The sequence below is a fragment of the Sediminicola luteus genome (assembly GCF_002514735.1).
Lineage (GTDB): Bacteria > Bacteroidota > Bacteroidia > Flavobacteriales > Flavobacteriaceae > HQA918.
On the sequence record NZ_KZ300476.1, the window covers coordinates 36,499 to 56,895 of the forward strand.

Genomic DNA, 20,397 nt, shown 5'->3' on the forward strand with positions numbered 1-20,397 from the left:
GTATTGCGTGCCCATTGAGCCAAATTTGTTTTTGGGTATATACACAAATGCCCAAAAATTACACCAACTACTATTGAAAACGCACAGCAGAACAAGCAGTTTATTGGTTACCGAACCGGATTCAAAGGTTTTCGATGGTCCTATTTCCCACAAAGGCCATTTCTCGAATTCCAATATAAAAACCCATCAGGGAGCTATTGAACTGAAACTAAATAATCACCTACAAACCTTGGTCACAGCCATCACCAAATTTTCAGCATCCATGAAACCGAGTCCTAATCGCTATCTTTTGCCCCTACTTTTCGTATTGGCATTTATGGGTTTGACCCCAATCATTCACGCTCAAGTGGGTGTGCCTTTTACTCCTCGTTTGGTAGACGATAACATAAAAGTAAAAGGGGACCTAACAATATTATCGAATACCATATTGAATACCCGAGTAGACCGTAACAATTATTATACGGATCCCTCATACAATCATCCGAACACCCCAGGCGATAACAACAGTTTCAATCCGAATTTGGCCTACGACAATATGGGTACCAACAACCAGAATGTTCCCATGGCCTATATCGATATTGATGGCGATGCCAGTACCTTTAGTTCGAGTAGTGCGGAACTGAACGCCCCAACTTGTTCTCGGGTTATTTATGCTGGCTTATATTGGGGGGGTACCTATCCCTATAATATCGGACACCCATCCGACAATCGTGGTACTCCGATAGACGCCAATCGAGACCAACCCTATGAAAGCGTAAAATTCAAGATACCCGGTGGCACTTATGTAGATATAGGACCAGGTAGCGATCCTATTTTTGAATATGAAAGGATTTATGATGAAAATGGTGATACCGATCGCGATGGCAATACCGATCCCGGTAAACAAGAGGTAGACCTTATTCATACCCCCTATTTGAATTATGCCAATGTAACCCATTTGTTACAAACCCTTGGCGATAACCCTAACGGGGAATATACCATTGCCAACGTAGTGGCCACCCAAGAACGCAAACGTGGTGGTAACTTGGGCGGATGGACCATGGTGATCATCTACGAAAATCCGAACCTAACAAGTAAATATATTTCTACCTTCGATGGATTTGCGGCCATCTCTAATGGCAATAGCGTAACCTTTCCATTCAGTGGGTTTCGAACCCTGCCTGCCCCGCTTCCGGTAAATGCCAAAATCGGGGTTTCCGCCATGGAAGGCGACGGACCTTTCGTTGGACCTCAAATGCGTTTTAGGGCTGACTCTAGTGACCCATGGACGGTTATCAGTAATTCAAAAAACCCATCGAACAACTTTTTCAATAGTACCATTACCCGTTTCGATCAATGGGTAACCGATAAAAACCCGGCCAGTTTGAACAATCTAGGCTGGGATACCGATTTGATCAACCTACCCAACCCGGCCAACTCGGTATTGCCCAACGACCAAACCAGTGCCGAGATTAATATTAGGTTGTTGAATGGGTCAGGAGATATTACCTACCTCTTTTTAAATACCATGAGTATCGATATTATCGAACCGGAAGTGGTCGTAGAGAAAAGGGTCGAGGATATTGCCGGAAATGATATAACCGGTGCCGGGGTAAACCTAGGGCAAACCTTAGATTACATCCTTAATTTCCAGAATCGGGGTAATGACGATGCCCTTAATTATTATATCAGGGATGTTCTCCCTGTAAACACTTCTTTTGTTAGTGCCGATCTAACCGGTGCACCAGGAGTAACCATGACCCAAAACGGAAATGATATCCGATTTGATGTCCCTAACGACTTGGTAGAGGAAGGAGACCCAACTTATACCATACGTTTACGTGTACAAATAGCTTCAAATTGTACCGATTTTGTAGATGCCTGTAGTACGGTAATCGAAAATATAGCCTACTCATATTATACCGGAACCTTAAATACAAGGCCTATAACCGACGACCCTAGTGTATCGGATCTTAGTGCTTGTGGATTGGCCACCCCGGGGGCTACCAACTTTTTATTGGACGACCTATCGGCCTGTAGTTTTGAACGTGATGTTGAACTCTGTGGTGCAGATGTAATACTCGATGCCGGTGATGGCTTTACGGGATACCAGTGGGTAAGGGACCTCAACGGTAACGATGTGGTTGACCCAACTGACCAAGTCATGAACGATGGTGATCCCGATGGTGACCCAAGTACCTTATTGGTTACCAGTCCGGGCACTTACATAGTGAGTAAAACCGTACCCGATCCATGTCTAGATCTTAGCGAGATCATCAACGTTAGCTATTTCGACTCCAATCAAAACAACCCTATCGTAGATTGGTTCAATGCCCAAAATGCAGATGCCGACCCTACCAATGATGTACAAGGTGAAATTGTTAGCTGTTCTATAGATGGAGATCTTTTACCAAAAATCTTTTTATGTGGTGTAGGTGATTCACAAGAAATCGCATTGAATTTCACCACCAACCCAAGTGTTACTTGGGAACGTATGGTACCCGGAAGCTGTGCCGACGTAGGAGACGACTGTGCCAATAAAAACTCGGCCTGTAACTGGGCCAATGTGGGTACCGGAAGCAACTATACCGTAAATAATGAAGGTAATTATAGGGTGATTCTAACCTATGCCAATGGTTGTACCAGCCGTTACTATTTTAATGCTTTCCAAAACAATTTGAACATTGATTATACCAGTCAAGACATTTACTGTACCACCGACGGTAATATTACCATTACCAATTTAGGTGCTGGATATGCGTTCCAACTGGTCGATATTACCAACAATGCCATACTGATCCCTTTCCAAACTGGGGCGGGTGCCAACAGTTTTGATATCAACACCAATGGTGCATACAGGGTAGATGTAACCCAAACCGATGGTAGCGGCACCCCAATTGCCGATGCTTGTATTTTCAGTACGCCTGATATCGGTATCCTTAACCGTCAGTTGCAAGTAGACCTTGTAACTACCCAGGCCACCTGTAATATTGGTGGGGCCATTGCCGTACAAGCCAATAATGTTAGGGCGAACTATAACTATGAACTCTATAGTATAGACCCCATAACAAGTACCCGTACCCTGGTCGATGACGAAACGGCCCAAGTAGATAACAACTATACCTTTAACAATCTTAACCCCGGGCAGTACGAAGTGGTTACTACAACCCAAGATGGTTGTTCCGATACTTCGGTTATCGATGTAACCCGCGTACCCGACGTTACCCTATCTGCAGTTACCACCCAAGATATTGGATGTAATGACGGTATCATTACCCTGACCGCTGGTGGCGGGTTTGCCAACCCTAACTATTTCTTTGCCATCTGGAGTAAAGATGGGGTCTCGCCCTATACTACCATTGCCGATATACCCGCAGCAGAATATCGTATTACCACTAATTTCCAAATCGCACCTGGTGAAGGTGGCGACTATGTTTTTGTGGCAGTTGATGCCAACAACTGTTTTGCCCTATCGAACGAAGTAACCATAAACGATAATGGGACATTAAACTTAGACCCAACCACCATAAACAACCCTATTGGATGTACAGGAACCAATTCGGCCTCCATAACCATTAACCACACAGGTGGTTTGGCTCCATTCGCCTATAGTATAGATAATGGTACTACCTATCAACCCAATGCTACCTTTGCCAATTTGGGTGCGGGTACCTATACCATTCGGGTAACCGATGCTTCAGGTTGTGATGTAACCGATACCATTACCTTGACCGACCCGAACCCTTTTACAGCTTCGGCGGGTATCTCCCGGGACGGAACTTGTACCCCTAACGGGGCCTCTACCGTACGTTTCACTAATGTGGAAGGCGGAACCTTGCCCTATGAGTTCAGTTTCGATGGCGTTAATTTTTCTGCCACTAGGGAAACCGAGTTATTGCCCGGAAACTATGTATTAACAGCCCGGGATGCCGGTGGGTGTCAAATAGACATTCCGTTAACTGTGGAAGGTGCCCCTCCGGTACCTGTTATTACCCCAATAATAGGTTACAATTGTGATGGCACCGGTAGGGTTGTATTGAACAACGACCAACCAACCTACGATTTCACTTACGAGATCAATGGGACTACCAATACCCCACCAACTAGCAATACTTTCGATAATCTGGCGCCGGGTAATTATACCATGACCACAAGGTTTACACCTACCTTGCCCCCAACCCCAAGTGTATTATTGGCCGATGATTTTGGTTCCGGCCCAACTATACCCAACCCCTATACGAACGGTTATTTTTATGAGCCCCAAATCTACGATGGTATTTGGAGTGGCTCACCGCACGATTCCGGACACGGAAACAATCGCTCGGTAAATGATTTGGAGTATACCGTTACCAGTAGTATCGTAGCTCCATTTGGAGCCTGGCTAAACCCTTCTGACCATAGTACTAACGGGGCAGATCCAAATGGACGATACTTAGTAATCAATGTAGGTAACCCTAACCCTGGAAGGGCTATTTATATTAAAGAAATTGTAGATGTAATCCCTAACCAAAACCTCCGCATTTCGTTCTCGGCCATTAACCTATTACGTTCTTGGAGCGGAGCCGCAGACCCTAATCTAACCATCGAGGTTAGAACCCCTCGTGCGAAAAATCCTGATGGAAGTTATGCTACCGATGGATCTGGGAACCAAATCATTGGAACTATCGTAGGTACTCCGGTACAAACAGGTAACATTCCGAATAATGAAAACTGGATTGACTTTGAAATCAATATTGACCCCGGAGCAAATACCGAACTTGATTTTTTAATCCGAACAAACCAAACTGCCATTGGTGGTAACGATATTGCCATAGATGACCTTTTAGTAGAGCAGCTACCAGAGGTATGTGAACGTACAGTAGATACTCCAGTTACCATAGAGGCCGGTCGTGAGTTCACTACCCAAATCACTGGGTTCACCAACCTAAGCTGTAACGGTGCCAATGATGGTACCATTACTTTCCAAGCCAATAACTTTGACCCTGTTAATGGTTATTATTGGCGTATAGATGGTGGCACCTGGAACAATAGCACTACGGCAAGCGTTACCACTCCGGCTAATTTGGCCGCAGGAAACCATAGTATTGAGGTACAATACGCCGTTAATGGACTAAACGGTGCTACGGCAGACGAATGTCCGTTTACCCTAAACCAAAACCTCACCGAACCGGCAGCTTTAACGCTTAATGCCGGTATCAATACCCCACTGACCTGTTCTAATGGCGGTGCCATTATACGTGTAAACAGCGTTCTTGGCGGTACCGCACCCTATAGCTATCAATTGGAAGACACAAGTGGTACGCCAATCGGGGCTTATGGTTTTGTAGCTAACGGAAACAATCAAATATTCAACGGTCTCGGAGCTGGTGAATACGTGGTTCGTGTACGTGACGCCAATGACTGTGAGGTTACCGATGGTTCCTTTACCATTACCAACCCGGTTGCACCCGCCTTTACCGTAACACCAAGTAGTTGTTATTCTGGCGGATCTACGGCAAGTATTGCCGTTAATGTGACCACAGTGCCCGGTAATGGTGGCTTCCAGTTCAGTCTAAACGGTGGACCTTGGATTACCCCAAGTCCGGCCAACGCTACCAACCATACCTTTACCAACTTAGCCAATGGCGATTATACTATTGCTGTTCGCGATGGTTTTGGTTGTAGTACTATAGACCCGGTAACCTATACCATAAATCCGCAATTGACCTTGAGTGCCACGGCAGAGAATATTTCGGCCTGTGCCCCTACCACAGATGTTAACATTACCGCTTCCGGTGGCGATGGCAGTTATACCTATGCCATGGTTGCCGATGGTGCCCCTGCCCCAGCAGTAGGTGCTTTTAGTGCCACCAACCCTATATCGGTAGGTGTAGCTGGTGATTATGATGTTTATGTGCGTGATGGTGCCGGATGTACCGCTATGTATGATCTTACGGTTGGACAAGACGCGCCAATTGTTATTACCGAAACCCTTACCCATATTACTTGTAATGGAGATTCGAGTGGAAATATCTCCGTAAGTGTGGCCGGTGGTGAGGCCCCCTATACCTATCGTTTTAACGGAGGTAGTTTTACCGCTATCACCAACTATCCAAACTTGACTGCAGGAACCTATACCGTAGACGTTCGTGATAATAACGGTTGTATCGTTACCGAAACTTATACACTGACCGAACCCGCTGCCCTAGTCGCCGAAGCGGCACTTAGTCAAAATTATAGTTGTTTGGTAGATGGGGAGATTACCGTTGGCGGGGTTACCCCAACTACCGGTGGATCCGGAAACTATCAATATAGCATTAACGGAAGCCCATGGACAGCGGCTTCAGGAACGGGCACCCATACCTTTACCGGCTTGACCAACGGAAACCATACCGTTCGTGTTCGCGATGCCGCCGATACAGGTTGTTTTATCAGCCTACCGGCTATTACTATCAACCCGCTTCCCCTACGTCCTACCTTAACTACCAGTGTAACCTATAACTGTGATGGCACCGGAAATGTCGATATTTTACCCAATGATCCCAGTTATACCTATAGTATTGATGGAGGAACCACCTTCCAGCCCGGCAATAGCTTTAGCAACCTAGCCGTTGGCACCCATAATATTGTAGTGAATTACGGAAGCGATTGTACCGAAAACAGCACGGTTGTAATTGAAAACGGCCGCGCCTTCGATGCCACGGTTACCGCCTCGGCCAATATTGGTTGTAATGGTGATACTAATGGATCAATAACTTTTGAAGTAGCTAATTTTGGACCCAATGGCTACCAATACCAAATAAACGGTGGCGGCTTCTCGGCCCCGACCACTACGGCCTCAACCACTATTAACGGTTTAGCCGCCCAAGCACATACCATTGAAATCCAATATTTAGATGCGACCAACACCCCAGTTGCTGGTTGTGACATCTCTATAAACCATACCCTTACAGAACCCGCTGCACTTAGTGTAACTGCAGTAGAAACCCAAGCCTACACCTGTTTGGTAGCCGGTGCCATCTATACGGCCAATGCGGCTGGCGGCACCCCAGGCTATGAGTATCAGCTAGAAGATGCGGCCAACGTTGCCGTACCCGGTTTCGAATTTGGGGCCAACGGGGGCAATACCACCTTCAATCTAGGTGCTGGAACGTATTATATTCGAGTACGTGATCAAGAAAACTGTACGGCCTTGGTAGCTGCCCCAATCGTGGTAGTGGCTCCAAGCAACCCGGTATTTACAGCTACACCCACGGCCTGTTACTCTGGCGCCAACGATGCCCAAATAGTTATCAACATAACCTCAGTAGGCCCAGGTAATGGGGAATTCGATGTCCGCATCGCCGGTGGTCCTTGGATGCCCTTGGGCGCCGCGGTAACCACCCATACCTTTGGTAGTTTGGCCAATGGTACCTATACCGTAGAAGTACGCGATAATTTTGCCTGTACCGCTACCCAAACAGTTACGATAAGTCCGTTGTTAACGGCTTCCATTAATATTACCGATGTAAGTTGTTCCGATGGAAACATCAGTGTTACCGCTGCAGGTGGCAACGGTACTTTGGTATATGCCATCGTTCCTAATGGGACTGCTGTTGTTGATGGGGATTTTGCCGCAGGAAACAATTCCCTTACGGTAACCAACGCCATGGCTGCCAATAACTATGACATTTATGTTCGTGACAATAACGGAAATGCCGGGTATTGTGAAGAAAGTATTTTAAACCAAGCCATAAACCAAGCCGTGCCATGGGAAGTTTCGGCCATTGCCACAGACCCCAACTGTAATGGAGGCACCGGTAGTATAGCTATAAATTTAACACGACCTGCCGCAGCACCTTTAACCGCTGCCGACATGGCCCAAATCGCACCTTTCACTTATGAGGTACAACCTGCAGGTGGCGGTGCCGCAGTGGCTATTATAAATAGTGTTGCTGCCGACAGCCATAACTTCCCGGTTATTGCTTCGGGTAACTACGATATCGTGGTCACCGATGCCAACGGATGTGTGAATACCTTCCCGAATGTGGTTATTACCAATCCCCCTGCACTTACCGCAGATGTGGAGACCATTTTGCCTAACACCTGTGACCCCGCTTCCGGATTTAGGTTTATTAATGTATCGGCCGGTTTGGCAGGTACTTTGGAATATAGTCCGGATGGTGGTGCCAACTGGTACGCATCGCCAGATTTTGACAATCCACCATTTAGCTACACTTCCGGAAATGCCGTTATGCCTTCGGTACGTACGGTAGATGGTTCGGGTAATACCCTGTGTAGATTAGATATGCCTCAATATATTTTGGCCTTCCCACTCGATGACCTGGATATTACCATTTCTGCGGTAATCGTTGGATGTAATGACCTACAAGTTACCGTTCAAGGTAATGAAGGAACCGCGCCCTATGAGTACACCTACTCAGAAGACCCTACTAACTTTAATATCGCTACAGCTACTTGGACCAACCCTCCAAAAGGCTTGGCAGACCCTCACGTATTCACAGGGCTTACCCCTGGGCGCACCTATGTTTTCTATGTGCGTGACAATAATGGTTGCGTGCGACAAAGTAATGTAAACGTTAACACTTTGGTATCAAATCCAATTGATATTGTGGCCAGTGTTGACCCAAGTTGTAACGGTGCCAATAATGGAAGTATAACCTATACTTTGACCGAAGATGTCGCCCAACCGAATATGCGATGGCAGTTTTATCAAGTAGGTAACCCTGTGGCCTTGTCCACATCGGGAATCGTACCTTTTAACAACACCATCACTATAAACAACCTAGCCCCTGAAGACTATTATATTGTCGTAACACAAGTTGATGGCAGTAATGTAGATTCTTGTGTAAGTGGAAGTGAAAACAGTAATGTTAACGAATTACAACCGCTTACGGCCACAGTAACCGCAACAAGGGATATCAGCTGTAGCCAACCCGGACTTATACAGGTTACCAACATCAATGGTGGCGGCGGAGGTTATACCTTCGAACTACAAGATACTTCTGGTACCACTATAGTTGCTGCTTCCGGAAACAACCCGATTGAAGTGCCTACTACTGAAGCCGGAGGTAATTATCAGGTGGTGGTACGTGACCAGTATGGCTGCGCTAGTGCCGATATTCCAGTTACCATAGATCGTACCAATGCACCTACTTTAGATGCCATTGCCATCGATAACTGTGGACCGAACACAACAGTAACTGTAACCGCTTCTGCTGGTGCCGCACCAAGTAGCGCCGTTTTCCAATATGCCATGTTACCCAACGGAACTGCCCCAACCGCCACCGATTATGTGGCCAATGGTGGGGTGTTCACCAATGTGGCCGCTGGTAACTACGATTTTTATGTAATCGATGGTAACGGTTGTAGTGATATGACAACCCAACAGGTATTCGAATCGCTTCAGGCCACCGCTACTTTGAACCGACTGCTAAGCTGTGACCCTACAACCCCAGAGGCAGGCATCGATATTGCCATTCTTGCCGGATCAGGTTCGTATGAATATGAAGTTACTGCCCCAGCTGGAGGTAACACCATTGCCAGAACAGCAGTTCCGGGCAATACATTTACCTATGATGCCGCTGTGGCGGGTAGCTATGATATTACCATTTACGAAAACAATGGACTAATAGCTCCAGCCTGTCAACGTAACTTTACTGTAATAGTACCTGCCTTGGTAAATCCGGTATTTACCCTAACCCATCAAGATGTTAGTTGTAATGGGGGATCTGACGGACAAATCATTATTACCGAAACGGTAAACAGCGTAAGTCCGTTGACCTATGTGTTAATGGACACCTCAAATACACCAATTGCGGGTGCTACCCAAGTTGGTAATAGATTCGTTAACCTGCCTGCAGGAACCTATAGGATCGAAGGAACAGGTACTAACCAATGTGTGTTGTTACCACTGCCCGAAATAACCATTGGCGAACCTGCCGTTGTTAGTGTAGACCCAGCCCAGATTACGGTGACACCTTTTGGTTGTACCACCGGAAACAGTGCCGAACCAGCCGTAATTACCGTACCGATTGCCGCTTTGGCCGGAGGTTCGGGAACCTTTACCCGATACGAATTTATCGATTCATCTAGTAGTACGATTTATGATGGTCCAAATAACACCGTTAACATTGCTGATTTAAATGGCGGTATCTATACCGTTAATGTTTACGACGATAACGGCTGTTTAGGAACTACCACAGTAACTGTTAATCCATTTATTGAATTGACCATTGACCCTGTTGTCCTAACCGCACCTATCAGTTGTGCCGGAAGCGATGCCGAAGCCACCTTAAGCTTTACCCAAGCCATACCTGGTGTAATTGCCAATATTGAATACGGTATTGAAGGAATCAACGGCACCGCCTATCCGCTTACGGCCCAGGCGACCGGAGTATTTCCTGGTTTGGACGTAGGTCATTATAGGGCCAAAGTCCGTTACTCACAAGATGGGGTGCGTTGGTGTGTTACCGAAACTACTTTTGAAATAGAAGACCCGGATACTTTTAGTGTCGATGTGGCCACTACCGATGCCGTATGTTTTGGTGCCAATGGTAGTGCTACTTTTAGTATCGTAGATCCAATTGGTGGCTATGCCGGTAACTTCGATTGGGAAGTCTTTGATCTAGCCAATGCATCGCAAGCCACAGGAGACCAAACCAATACCACGGTTAATTTACCGGCTGGTGCGTACTACGTAATCATTACACAGACGAACCACCCGGCCTGTAACAACCGTGCCGATTTCGCCATTGCCGAACCTGCGGCGGCTTTAAGTGCTACCCCAGTGGTTACCCAAATTACTTGTACTCCAGGTAATGATGGTGTTATAGAAATTTCCAATCCAGTTGGTGGTTGGGGCGGTTATACCTATTTCGTGGCTCCGACCACGGCCCCTGCACCTACCTTCCCTGGTAGTTTTGTAGCTACATCCAGATTCGACGGACTGTCTGCTGACACCTATCAGGTTTGGATTGCCGATAGCCAAGGTTGTATAGAAAACCTTTTACCGAATATAACCTTGATCGTACCACCCGCCATTACGGCCAACCTTCAGGTTAACCAAGCCAATTGTACCGAATTGGATGGTGAGATTGAGGTTAATGCCACCACTGGTGGTCAGGGTAGCAACTATAGTTACCAATTACAACGCTCCGATATTGGTGCCGCTAGTTTCAGTAATTTCAGGGCTAGTCAACCTAACGTAGTGTTCAGTGGTCTTGGTAACGGCGACTATCAAGTGGTAATCACTGACCAATGGGGTTGTACCACAACCACCAATAGTGTAACGCTTTTCGAGGAAATCGTTCCGAGTTTGACCATCGACAAATTGGTAGATTGTAGTGCGAATCCGGGCGGGAACATCACTGTTACCCAAACCGGAGGCTCTGGTAACTTTAGCTATGCCATTGCTCCAGCCGCCGGAATCGCGCAGCCTACCCCAGGTGTATTTACCGGACTTACCGATGGGGTGAACTATACGGTTACCATTACCGACACTGACCCGGCCAATGCTTGTAACAAAACCATTGCCATAACCCTAGATCCAGCATTAAACCCACTACCGGCCGTAAATACCTTTAGTGACGTAAGCTGTAATGGGGCGAACGATGGGGTAATCGAAGTTGGTGTTACCGATAATGGCATTGGTAATTATACCTTCGCCATTGTTTCCGGCGACGGAAGCTCGGTTGGCTCACCCATATTGCCAAGTAGTAATTCGAATACCACGGCCAGTTTTACCGGATTACGTGGTACGGCTGCCGGTATCGCCTATACCATTAGGGCTACGGCCGCCAATGCTTGTTATGTAGATATCGTTCAGGTTATTACAGAACCCGATCTTATGGCCTATGCCGGTGCACCAGTCGTTACCGAATTTGGTTGTAGCGTGGGTAATACTACTGATAATGCCACCATTACCGTAGACCCTGCAGCCGTTAGCGGTGGTTCGGGTACCTATGTGCGTTACGAATTTAGATTAGGTGCTACCGTGGTACAAAATGGCACCAACCCCGTGCTTACCGTAACCAATACGGCCGGAGGCACCTATGACATTAACATTTATGACGATGCCGGTTGTTCGGTAACTACATCGGCCACAGTGCTTCCGTTTAATGAATTACTAGCACCAACGGTAGCTATAGACGATCGTTTGTCTTGTGCCAATGCCGGTGAGGATATTACCATTACCGCCAATGAGAGCCATCCGGCTTCAGGCCACACCTATACCTTTACCAACATCAACTCGGGTACATCCAATGCTACCGGCCTATTCACCGATTTGGCCGAAGGTACATATGTATTTGAAGTGGCCAATGATATTACGGGTTGTGTTACCGTGGTTTCCCATACTGTGGCCCCTACACCAGATTTCGATATTTATCTGGAGAATGTGGTCGAAGTCGTTTGTCATGGCGATACCGGAAGTTTCGATATCCGTTTAGACGGGTACGCAGGTGCCTTTGACTATAACGTATATGACACCAACAATACCCCTATCAATAGTGCCGATGATAATCTGGAAACCAGTGCCGTAGGTCAAACAGGTGTTGTGAATGTGACCGTACCAGCAGGGGTATACCGTGTAGAGATTATACAAAATGCTTATCCGCAATGTACCGAAGAAAGCTTTGTAACCATTGCCGGACCTGCAGCCCCAATCGTAGACAATACCGTAGAGATCGGTAATGCCGGATGTACTCAAGACCAAGGTAGCTTCTTTATAGAACCTACTGGTGGTGAAGCACCATATACCATTAGTATAAACCAAACTTCTGGCGGAAGTCATTCTGCCAACAGTAGTGGTATGGTATATGCCTTTACCTTCGAAGGTCTTACCCCTGGAAACTATGACATTAGCATAACCGATAGTCGTGGGTGTACTGATGCATCTTTCTCGGCCACCATTGCCGATATTCCACCAGTAAGTATAACCTTGGGCGCCTTTACCAACCTATTGGATTGTATTGGCGACGACAACGGTACCGTGAGTGCCACGGCCCTTGGCGGATTCGGAACCCTAACGTATCAGTTAAACCGATACGATGCCGCTTCCGGAAGCATAATCAGTACTTCGGTACCTCAGGCTTCCCCGATTTTCAACGGACTGACCGAAGGCAACTATACCATTACCGTTACCGATGAGGCAGGTTGTTCGGCCGAGACCGTAACCCATGCCATAATCTCTGAGCCTACCCCAATGGTGGCCCAACTGAACCGCACCCAGGCCTTGACCTGTGCCAACGACCTTGAAATGGAACTTACGGCATCTGGCGGAACAGGACCATATACTTGGAGTGCCACCGGTACCCCAGGTAGTTTTGTGGCTATGGATTTTGGAAACCGTCATGTATTTACCGGACTAAGTCATGGTACTTACCGTTATTATGTCATGGACAGCAATGGTTGTACGGCCATCTTATCCAATGAAATCACAGAAGACGAGATCCGTAACCTAGTAGTCGATATCGATACCAGTGCCGCGACCCTTGCCTGTAGTGGCGATGCCACAGCCATAATAAGTATGCGCGCCAGTGAGGGCATGGGTAACTACAGTTATAGCCTATTCTCCGATGCGGCCCGAACCGTGGCCGTTGGTCCGACCAATACAGACGGAAGGTATACCGACCTAGCTGCTGGCACCTATTATATGCGTGTAAACAGTGGCGATTGTGTTTGGGAAGATCAGTTGACCATTGCCGAACCTACACCATTGGATTATACCGAAGATTTCAACAATATCAGTTGTAATGGAGCCAACGACGGTTCTATAACGGTTACCTTAAGTGGTGGTTCCGGTGGGTATCAGTACGCCATTTCACCCAACTTGAACCAGTTCGATACCGTGAATACCTTCACTGATTTGGAACCGGGCGATTATACCGTAATTGCCCAAGATGTAAACGGCTGTTTCATTACCCGTGAATTCACCATCACCCAACCCGAGACCTTGACTTTGGCCGCCGACGCCCAAGACGAGATCTGTTTTGGTAACAATGATGGTATGATCGACCTTACCATTACCGGAGGTACCGCACCCTATAGAACGGCCTTGAACTCTAACCATGAAATTGACTTTACGGCCGACCAGACCGTATACGATTCCTTGGCACCAGGTACCTATGTAGTCTTTGTTAGGGATGCCAATGATTGTGAGATGAATATGGCCGTTACCATTGCCCCAGGGGCCAACTTGAACGCTACCGTTGAACCCGTTTACGAATGTAATATGGGATCGGTACCGACCAATGCCCTTAATATTGTATTGGAAGATACCTCGGTAGCACCGAATGTTATGTACGCTATGGATTCTACCGATCCGAATGATCTACAGTTATTGGCCGATTTCACCAATATGCCGGCAGGTGATCACTTCTTGACCATTGCCCATGCCAACGGTTGTACCCGAACCATCGACTTTACCGTTGAAAGTTTCGAAGCTTTGACCTTGCAATTGGAAAACACCGGTATCAATGAAGTAACCATAACCGCTGGTGGTGGTAATCCGGACTATACTTACTACTTAGATGACCAAAGCGAACCCTTGGAAAGCAACACTTTCTTTATCGGTAGCACAGACACCTATACCGTAAGAGTTGTTGATCAAAATGGTTGTATGACCACATCGCAGATCTTTATGGAATTCATCGATATTGAGATACCGAATTTCTTCACCCCGAACGGTGATGGGGAGAACGACCGATGGGTCCTACGCAACACAGAAGTTTTCCCTGACATAATAACCATAATATATGATCGTTATGGTAGGGAGATCTATAAGTTCGGACAACAGGACAACGGATGGGACGGTTTTTACCAAACCACCGAAATGCCAACCGGAGATTACTGGTATACCATTAAGTTGAACGGAGCGGAAGACGATCGTGAATTCGTCGGACACTTTACACTCTATAGATAAAATAAACACTTAACCTACTACCCAAAATGCGAAAAATACTATTAATCCCCTTGCTCCTACTGGCCCCCATATTTGCTGGGGCCCAGGAGTTGACCATCCCACAGTTATCGCAATACTTGGCCGATAACCCCTTCGTCATGTCACCTACCTATGCAGGTATCGGTGACCATATTAAGATCCGTTTAAACGGGCTCTCTCAATGGGTAGGTATCAAAGATGCCCCGAACACCCAAACCCTGGCCGCAGATATGCGTTGGGGAGATCGCTCGGGTATTGGTATGGTACTGTACAACGATTCTAACGGGCATACCAAACAACAAGGGGCCAAATTATCTTTTGCACACCACTTGACCATTGATCGTTATAGTGATCAGTTTCTTTCATTTGGTGCTTCCTATGTATTTAACCAATTTCGAATTGATATCGATGAATTCGACCCGAATGGGGATCAAGGAATTACCGACGACCGTAGAACAACCAATCATAATTTCGACGTGGGGGTTTTGTACAGAAGCGGTGCCTTCTACCTTTCGTTGAATGCCGCCAATATTTTGGAAAAAGATATCAGTCAATTCGACCCTACCTTTGAGCCTAACAAACTTCGCAACTATTATGTGTATACCGGTTACAGGTATAAGCGCAAAAAGAACGACCGTTTAGAAATAGAACCCTCTGCCCTATTCCAATATTTTGAGAGTGATGGCCGATCGGTAACTGATTTAAACTTGAAGTTCCGTTGGTACGATTTTGACGATTACTATTATGCCGGTATCAACTACCGCTTTCTAAACGATGCCGAACAAATTGGTCGCCCATTATACTTGGCACCTTTGGTCGGATTAAAAAAGAAGAATTTTTATTTTGGATACTCTTATCAGATTATCTTGAACGAAATCTTAGGCTATTCTACAGGTACCCATGTACTCACCGTGGGTATGGACCTCTTCCAAGGTCTCTCGAATTGTAGATGTACCTATTAGTGTGATTATACCCGAAAAATGAAAAGGCTGTCCAATGCGACGGCCTTTTTTTATTGTCACCCAAATTGGGCCCTATTTCGTAAATTGTCCAAAAACCTCTTTCCTATGCCCCAACCCAACTTGCCTTTCAGTTCTTCGGCCCTGAACACAGAAATATTGCAAAAAACAGAACCTGTCAGTATTCCAGCACATACAGAAATACTTCGGCCAGGACAGTACATAAGTAGTATACCCTTAGTAACCAAGGGGCTATTGAAGGTCATTACCAAAACGGAAGAGAAAGAACTCTTGCTGTATTATATAGAACCCCAACAAAGCTGTATTATGTCGTATTTGGCCTATTCTCAAAATAGCCCAAGCCAAATATTCGCCTATTCGGAAGAGCCAAGCGAAGTGATGTTACTACCTGTATCGGAATTGCCAAAATGGTCTGTAGACTACCCGGAACTTAACCGTTGGTTTATGTCTTTGTTTACCCAAAGGTATACGGACCTACTCGATACCATACACCACATTCTATTCAATACCTTAGATGTTCGTGTATATGACTACCTAAAGGAAAAATGTAGATTACTACAGACCAATCCCATTAAGATTTCCCACCGCCAAATAGCCGAGGAGTTAGGTACTGCAAGGGAAGTGGTGAGCCGTGTAATCAAAAAACTGGAGTACACCGAAAAACTGGAAAACACAAAAACCGGAATAAAGATCGTTTAGTGGTGACACAAGTCACTGTTCTACGTATAACCGGAAGCTATCTTTGAAATCTAATCAAATAATAAAGAAAATGGGAAAAAATATGGGCCAAACGGATAAGTTGATCCGTATCATTATCGCAGTAGTAATTGGCGTATTGTATTATTTAGGTCATATCAGTGGTACACTAGGATTGGTCTTACTGATTTTGGCGGGGGTATTCGTATTGACCAGCCTAATCGGGTTTTGCCCTTTATATACCCTGTTCGGCATTAAAACATGCCCTTCTAAAAAATAAAATAAAAGAGGCCGCCCAAACTTGGGCGGCCTCTTTCGTCATCAACCTATACCAGCTACTAAGGTAACTGGGAATAACCATTACGGGTTTTCCATAAGAAGTATTTTTCAAATAGTACTTTGTTGAAATCATAAATAACATTCGGTAACATGATGGCAAAATTCCTAGGTTTAAAAAGGTTGTCACTTACAATAATCACTTCCTTTTTACCGGCATCCATTATACAGAGTCCGGGAATCTTACCCCAAGCTTTTTTCTTAAGTTTTTCTTGCCCTTTAGATACCCTTATAATATTCTCTGCAGCTATTTTACCGGTCTCATCAGACGGGTAACCGGTCTTTGGGGCCGAGAAGGGCACTTTTCCGGGAGAGAAGGGTAATTTTACCTCTACGGCTATACCAGCAGCCCAAACATTGGGTATGGATACATGTCTATAATCGTCGCCTACGGGAATATATCCGGCCGGTGTAGCTTGTAACCCTGGAGAATTCTGAACGAAATCTACTCCTATAAAAGGTGGCATCAACATGGTAAACCTACTTTCGAGCACTTCGCCATTACTTAGTTTTACACTATCCGATGTTACCTCTTCAACTCCGACTTCCGTACGAAAATGAATATTGAACATTTTCATAAAGGTCTTCAGCATGGTCTCCCCACCGGTCATACCATCGATACCGAAATGCCCCAAGTATGTTTCCGGGGTTACCCAGTACAAATCTACTTTTTTACGGATTTTCTGTTCGCGTAGCCACTTTTCAGTGTTAAATAAAAATTCATAAGCGGCCCCCATACACCCGGCATTTTGGGTAGCCCCAATAACAATCGGCCCAGGATTCTTTTTAAATTCTTCCAAAGCCTTACGGGTCTTCATAGCCCCATTGGGAGTACCAATATAATGGGCATGTTCAGCCACACCAGGAGCCACATCGTACTTAACCTTTGGACCAGTAGCCACCACCAAATGGTCATAAGCAACCGGACCTTTATTGGTCTCAACCACATTTTTATCGGTATCGACCTTCAACGCCTCGGCATGAATAAACTTTACCCCTTTCTTCTCTAAAATAGCATCCTTTCTAAAGGAGATATCCTTTACTTCCCTTCGGCCAAATGGCACCCAGATCAATGAGGGGATAAACAGGAACAAAGGCGATTTGTCTATCATAACCACTTCGTGGCTCTTGTCTTTTCTTTTTATTTCGAGGGCAGCTGTCATTCCAGCAAAATTACCTCCTATTACAACTGTTTTCATGTGATAATGGATATTCTGGTTAACAGATATAAAAGTACTTTATACTTACCTTAATATCTGTAACAGCTGTTACATAACAAAAAGAATATCAGAAAGTTACGCTCTATGATAAATATCATATTTCAAAAATTTCCGCTGTAATTTTTTTGCATACGGCTAAAAGTCCTGCGCTATATGCTGGGAAATAGTATATTAGGAGGGTTTATTACCCATCAAATTTTTACAAGCCATGCAAAACCATAAAAAATACTGGCGTACCAACCTCAAATATCTGGGCATTTTACTCAGTATTTGGTTTTTGGTCTCTTACGGATTCGGAATACTTTGGGTGGAAGAATTAAATCAAATCCGTCTTGGCGGTTTCAAACTGGGCTTTTGGTTCGCCCAACAAGGATCTATCTATGTTTTTATCGTATTGATCGGGGTATATGTGTACCTAATGAACCGCTTGGATAATAAATATCAACTCAACGACTAACCTATGAGTGTTTTTACCTGGACCATTATCTTGGTCATCGTTACTTTTAGTATCTATATCGGAATCGCTATTTGGGCCCGGGCCGGATCTACCAAAGATTTTTATGTGGCCGGAGGCGGAGTTTCCCCATTGGCCAATGGTATGGCCACTGCTGCCGATTGGATGTCGGCCGCCTCCTTTATCTCTATGGCGGGACTCATCTCTTTTATGGGCTACGATGGCTCGGTCTATCTAATGGGGTGGACCGGCGGTTATGTGTTATTGGCCTTGTTACTTGCCCCCTATCTTAGAAAGTTCGGCAAGTTTACCGTTCCCGATTTTATAGGGGATCGTTATTATTCGAACATAGCCCGTGGGGTGGCCGTGTTCTGTGCCCTTGTGGTATCGTTTACCTATGTGGCCGGACAAATGCGCGGTGTCGGGGTCGTCTTCTCACGATTTTTGGAGGTTTCGGTTGAATGGGGTGTGGTCATTGGTATGGTCATCGTTTTGTTTTATGCCATTTTAGGTGGCATGAAAGGTATTACCTATACGCAAGTGGCCCAATATTGTGTGTTGATTTTTGCTTTTATGGTGCCAGCCTTCTTTATCTCCTTTCAAATGACGGGTAATCCCATTCCGCAATTGGGTATGGGCGGAAGTCTGAGTGATGGCACTTATATACTCGAAAAACTGGATAGTGTTCTGGTAGACCTCGGATTCAATGCCTATACCGATGGCAGCAAATCTACCATGGATGTTTTTATGATTACCGCTGCCCTTATGTTGGGTACGGCAGGGCTACCCCATGTTATCGTACGCTTTTTTACGGTTCCCAAAGTTCGCGATGCCCGTAAATCTGGCTTATATGCTTTGATTTTTATCGCCATTCTTTATACCACGGCCCCAGCCATATCGGTTTTTGCCCGTATGAATCTCATTGAAACCGTAAGCGATCAAGAACGAGAAAATATGCCGGAATGGTTCAACAAATGGGAACAGACGGGGTTATTGTCTTTTACCGACAAAAACGGGGATGGCAAGATCCAATATGTGGGCGATGCCGCTAAAAATGAGTTAACGGTAGACCGCGATATCATTACCTTGGCCAATCCGGAAATTGCCCGATTGCCCAATTGGGTAATCGCCTTGGTAGCGGCTGGTGGCCTAGCCGCCGCCCTTTCTACGGCCGCCGGTCTGTTATTGGTTATTTCTTCGGCCGTATCGCATGATGTGATCAAAAAAATGATTAATCCGGAGCTTTCCGAGAAAAAAGAACTTATGGCCGCACGCCTATCGGCTTTCGTAGCCGTTTGTGTAGCAGGTTATTTTGGCATTAACCCGCCCGGTTTCGTGGCTTCTGTGGTGGCCATTGCCTTTGGTTATGCCGCCGCGAGTTTCTTTCCGGCCATAGTTATGGGTATTTTCTCGAAACGGATGAACAAAGAAGGCGCCATAGCAGGTATGGTGGCCGGTTTGGGGATTACGATGATCTACATCCTAAAATTTAAACTATCCGGAATCACCGGTTTCGAATGGGTGCCCTCGGTATTGGGTAGTAACGCCCAAGAAGATTGGTGGTTCGGTATCTCGCCCGAAGGTTTTGGTACCGTGGGTATGCTGGTCAATTTTGCGGTATCCCTCAGTATTAGCTACCTTACTCCTGCCCCATCGTCGGCGGTACAAGAACTGGTAGAAGATATCCGTATTCCGGCCGGGGCCAAAGAAGCGGTTGGACATTGATGATTGATGATTGATGATTGAGAATTGTTTATTGTTTATTGTTTAAGTTAATTCATTGGTCCCATCTATCAATGTATCTGTGTAACT

General features: G+C 45.8%; 7 protein-coding genes. 6 read left to right on the forward strand and 1 reads right to left on the reverse strand.

Features of this window, described 5'->3' with window-relative positions; genetic code table 11:
- Positions 1–262 precede the first annotated feature (262 nt).
- The 4 genes from B7P33_RS00125 (at position 263) to B7P33_RS00140 (ending at position 16,855) form a co-directional block, all read left to right on the forward strand.
- Positions 263–14,881 carry a T9SS type B sorting domain-containing protein gene (locus B7P33_RS00125; protein WP_141402353.1) on the forward strand — a complete coding sequence of 4,873 codons (14,619 nt, stop codon included), beginning with the start codon at positions 263–265 and terminating at the stop codon, positions 14,879–14,881.
- Between the two features lie 26 nt (positions 14,882–14,907).
- On the forward strand, positions 14,908–15,861 hold the full coding sequence (locus tag B7P33_RS00130; RefSeq protein ID WP_097439946.1) for a PorP/SprF family type IX secretion system membrane protein: 954 nt from the start codon (positions 14,908–14,910) through the stop codon (positions 15,859–15,861).
- Between the two features lie 105 nt (positions 15,862–15,966).
- Positions 15,967–16,578, forward strand: a complete 612-nt coding sequence (locus B7P33_RS00135) for a Crp/Fnr family transcriptional regulator (protein ID WP_097440725.1) — start codon at positions 15,967–15,969, stop codon at positions 16,576–16,578.
- 70 nt (positions 16,579–16,648) lie between these two features.
- Positions 16,649–16,855, forward strand: coding sequence for a YgaP family membrane protein (locus B7P33_RS00140; protein ID WP_097439947.1), 207 nt, complete (start codon positions 16,649–16,651; stop codon positions 16,853–16,855).
- Between the two features lie 58 nt (positions 16,856–16,913).
- Here B7P33_RS00140 and B7P33_RS00145 read toward each other — a convergent pair whose 3' ends face one another.
- The gene (locus B7P33_RS00145; protein WP_097439948.1) at positions 16,914–18,110 is read right to left on the reverse strand and encodes an NAD(P)/FAD-dependent oxidoreductase; all 1,197 of its coding nucleotides are present in this window, start codon (positions 18,108–18,110) and stop codon (positions 16,914–16,916) included.
- 229 nt (positions 18,111–18,339) lie between these two features.
- Here B7P33_RS00145 and B7P33_RS00150 point away from each other — a divergent pair, with 229 nt between their 5' ends.
- Entirely contained in the window at positions 18,340–18,588 is a 249-nt protein-coding gene (locus B7P33_RS00150; RefSeq protein ID WP_097439949.1) for a DUF4212 domain-containing protein, read from the forward strand.
- Between the two features lie 3 nt (positions 18,589–18,591).
- Entirely contained in the window at positions 18,592–20,310 is a 1,719-nt protein-coding gene (locus B7P33_RS00155) for a sodium:solute symporter family protein (protein WP_097439950.1), read from the forward strand.
- The last annotated feature ends 87 nt before the right edge of the window (positions 20,311–20,397 follow it).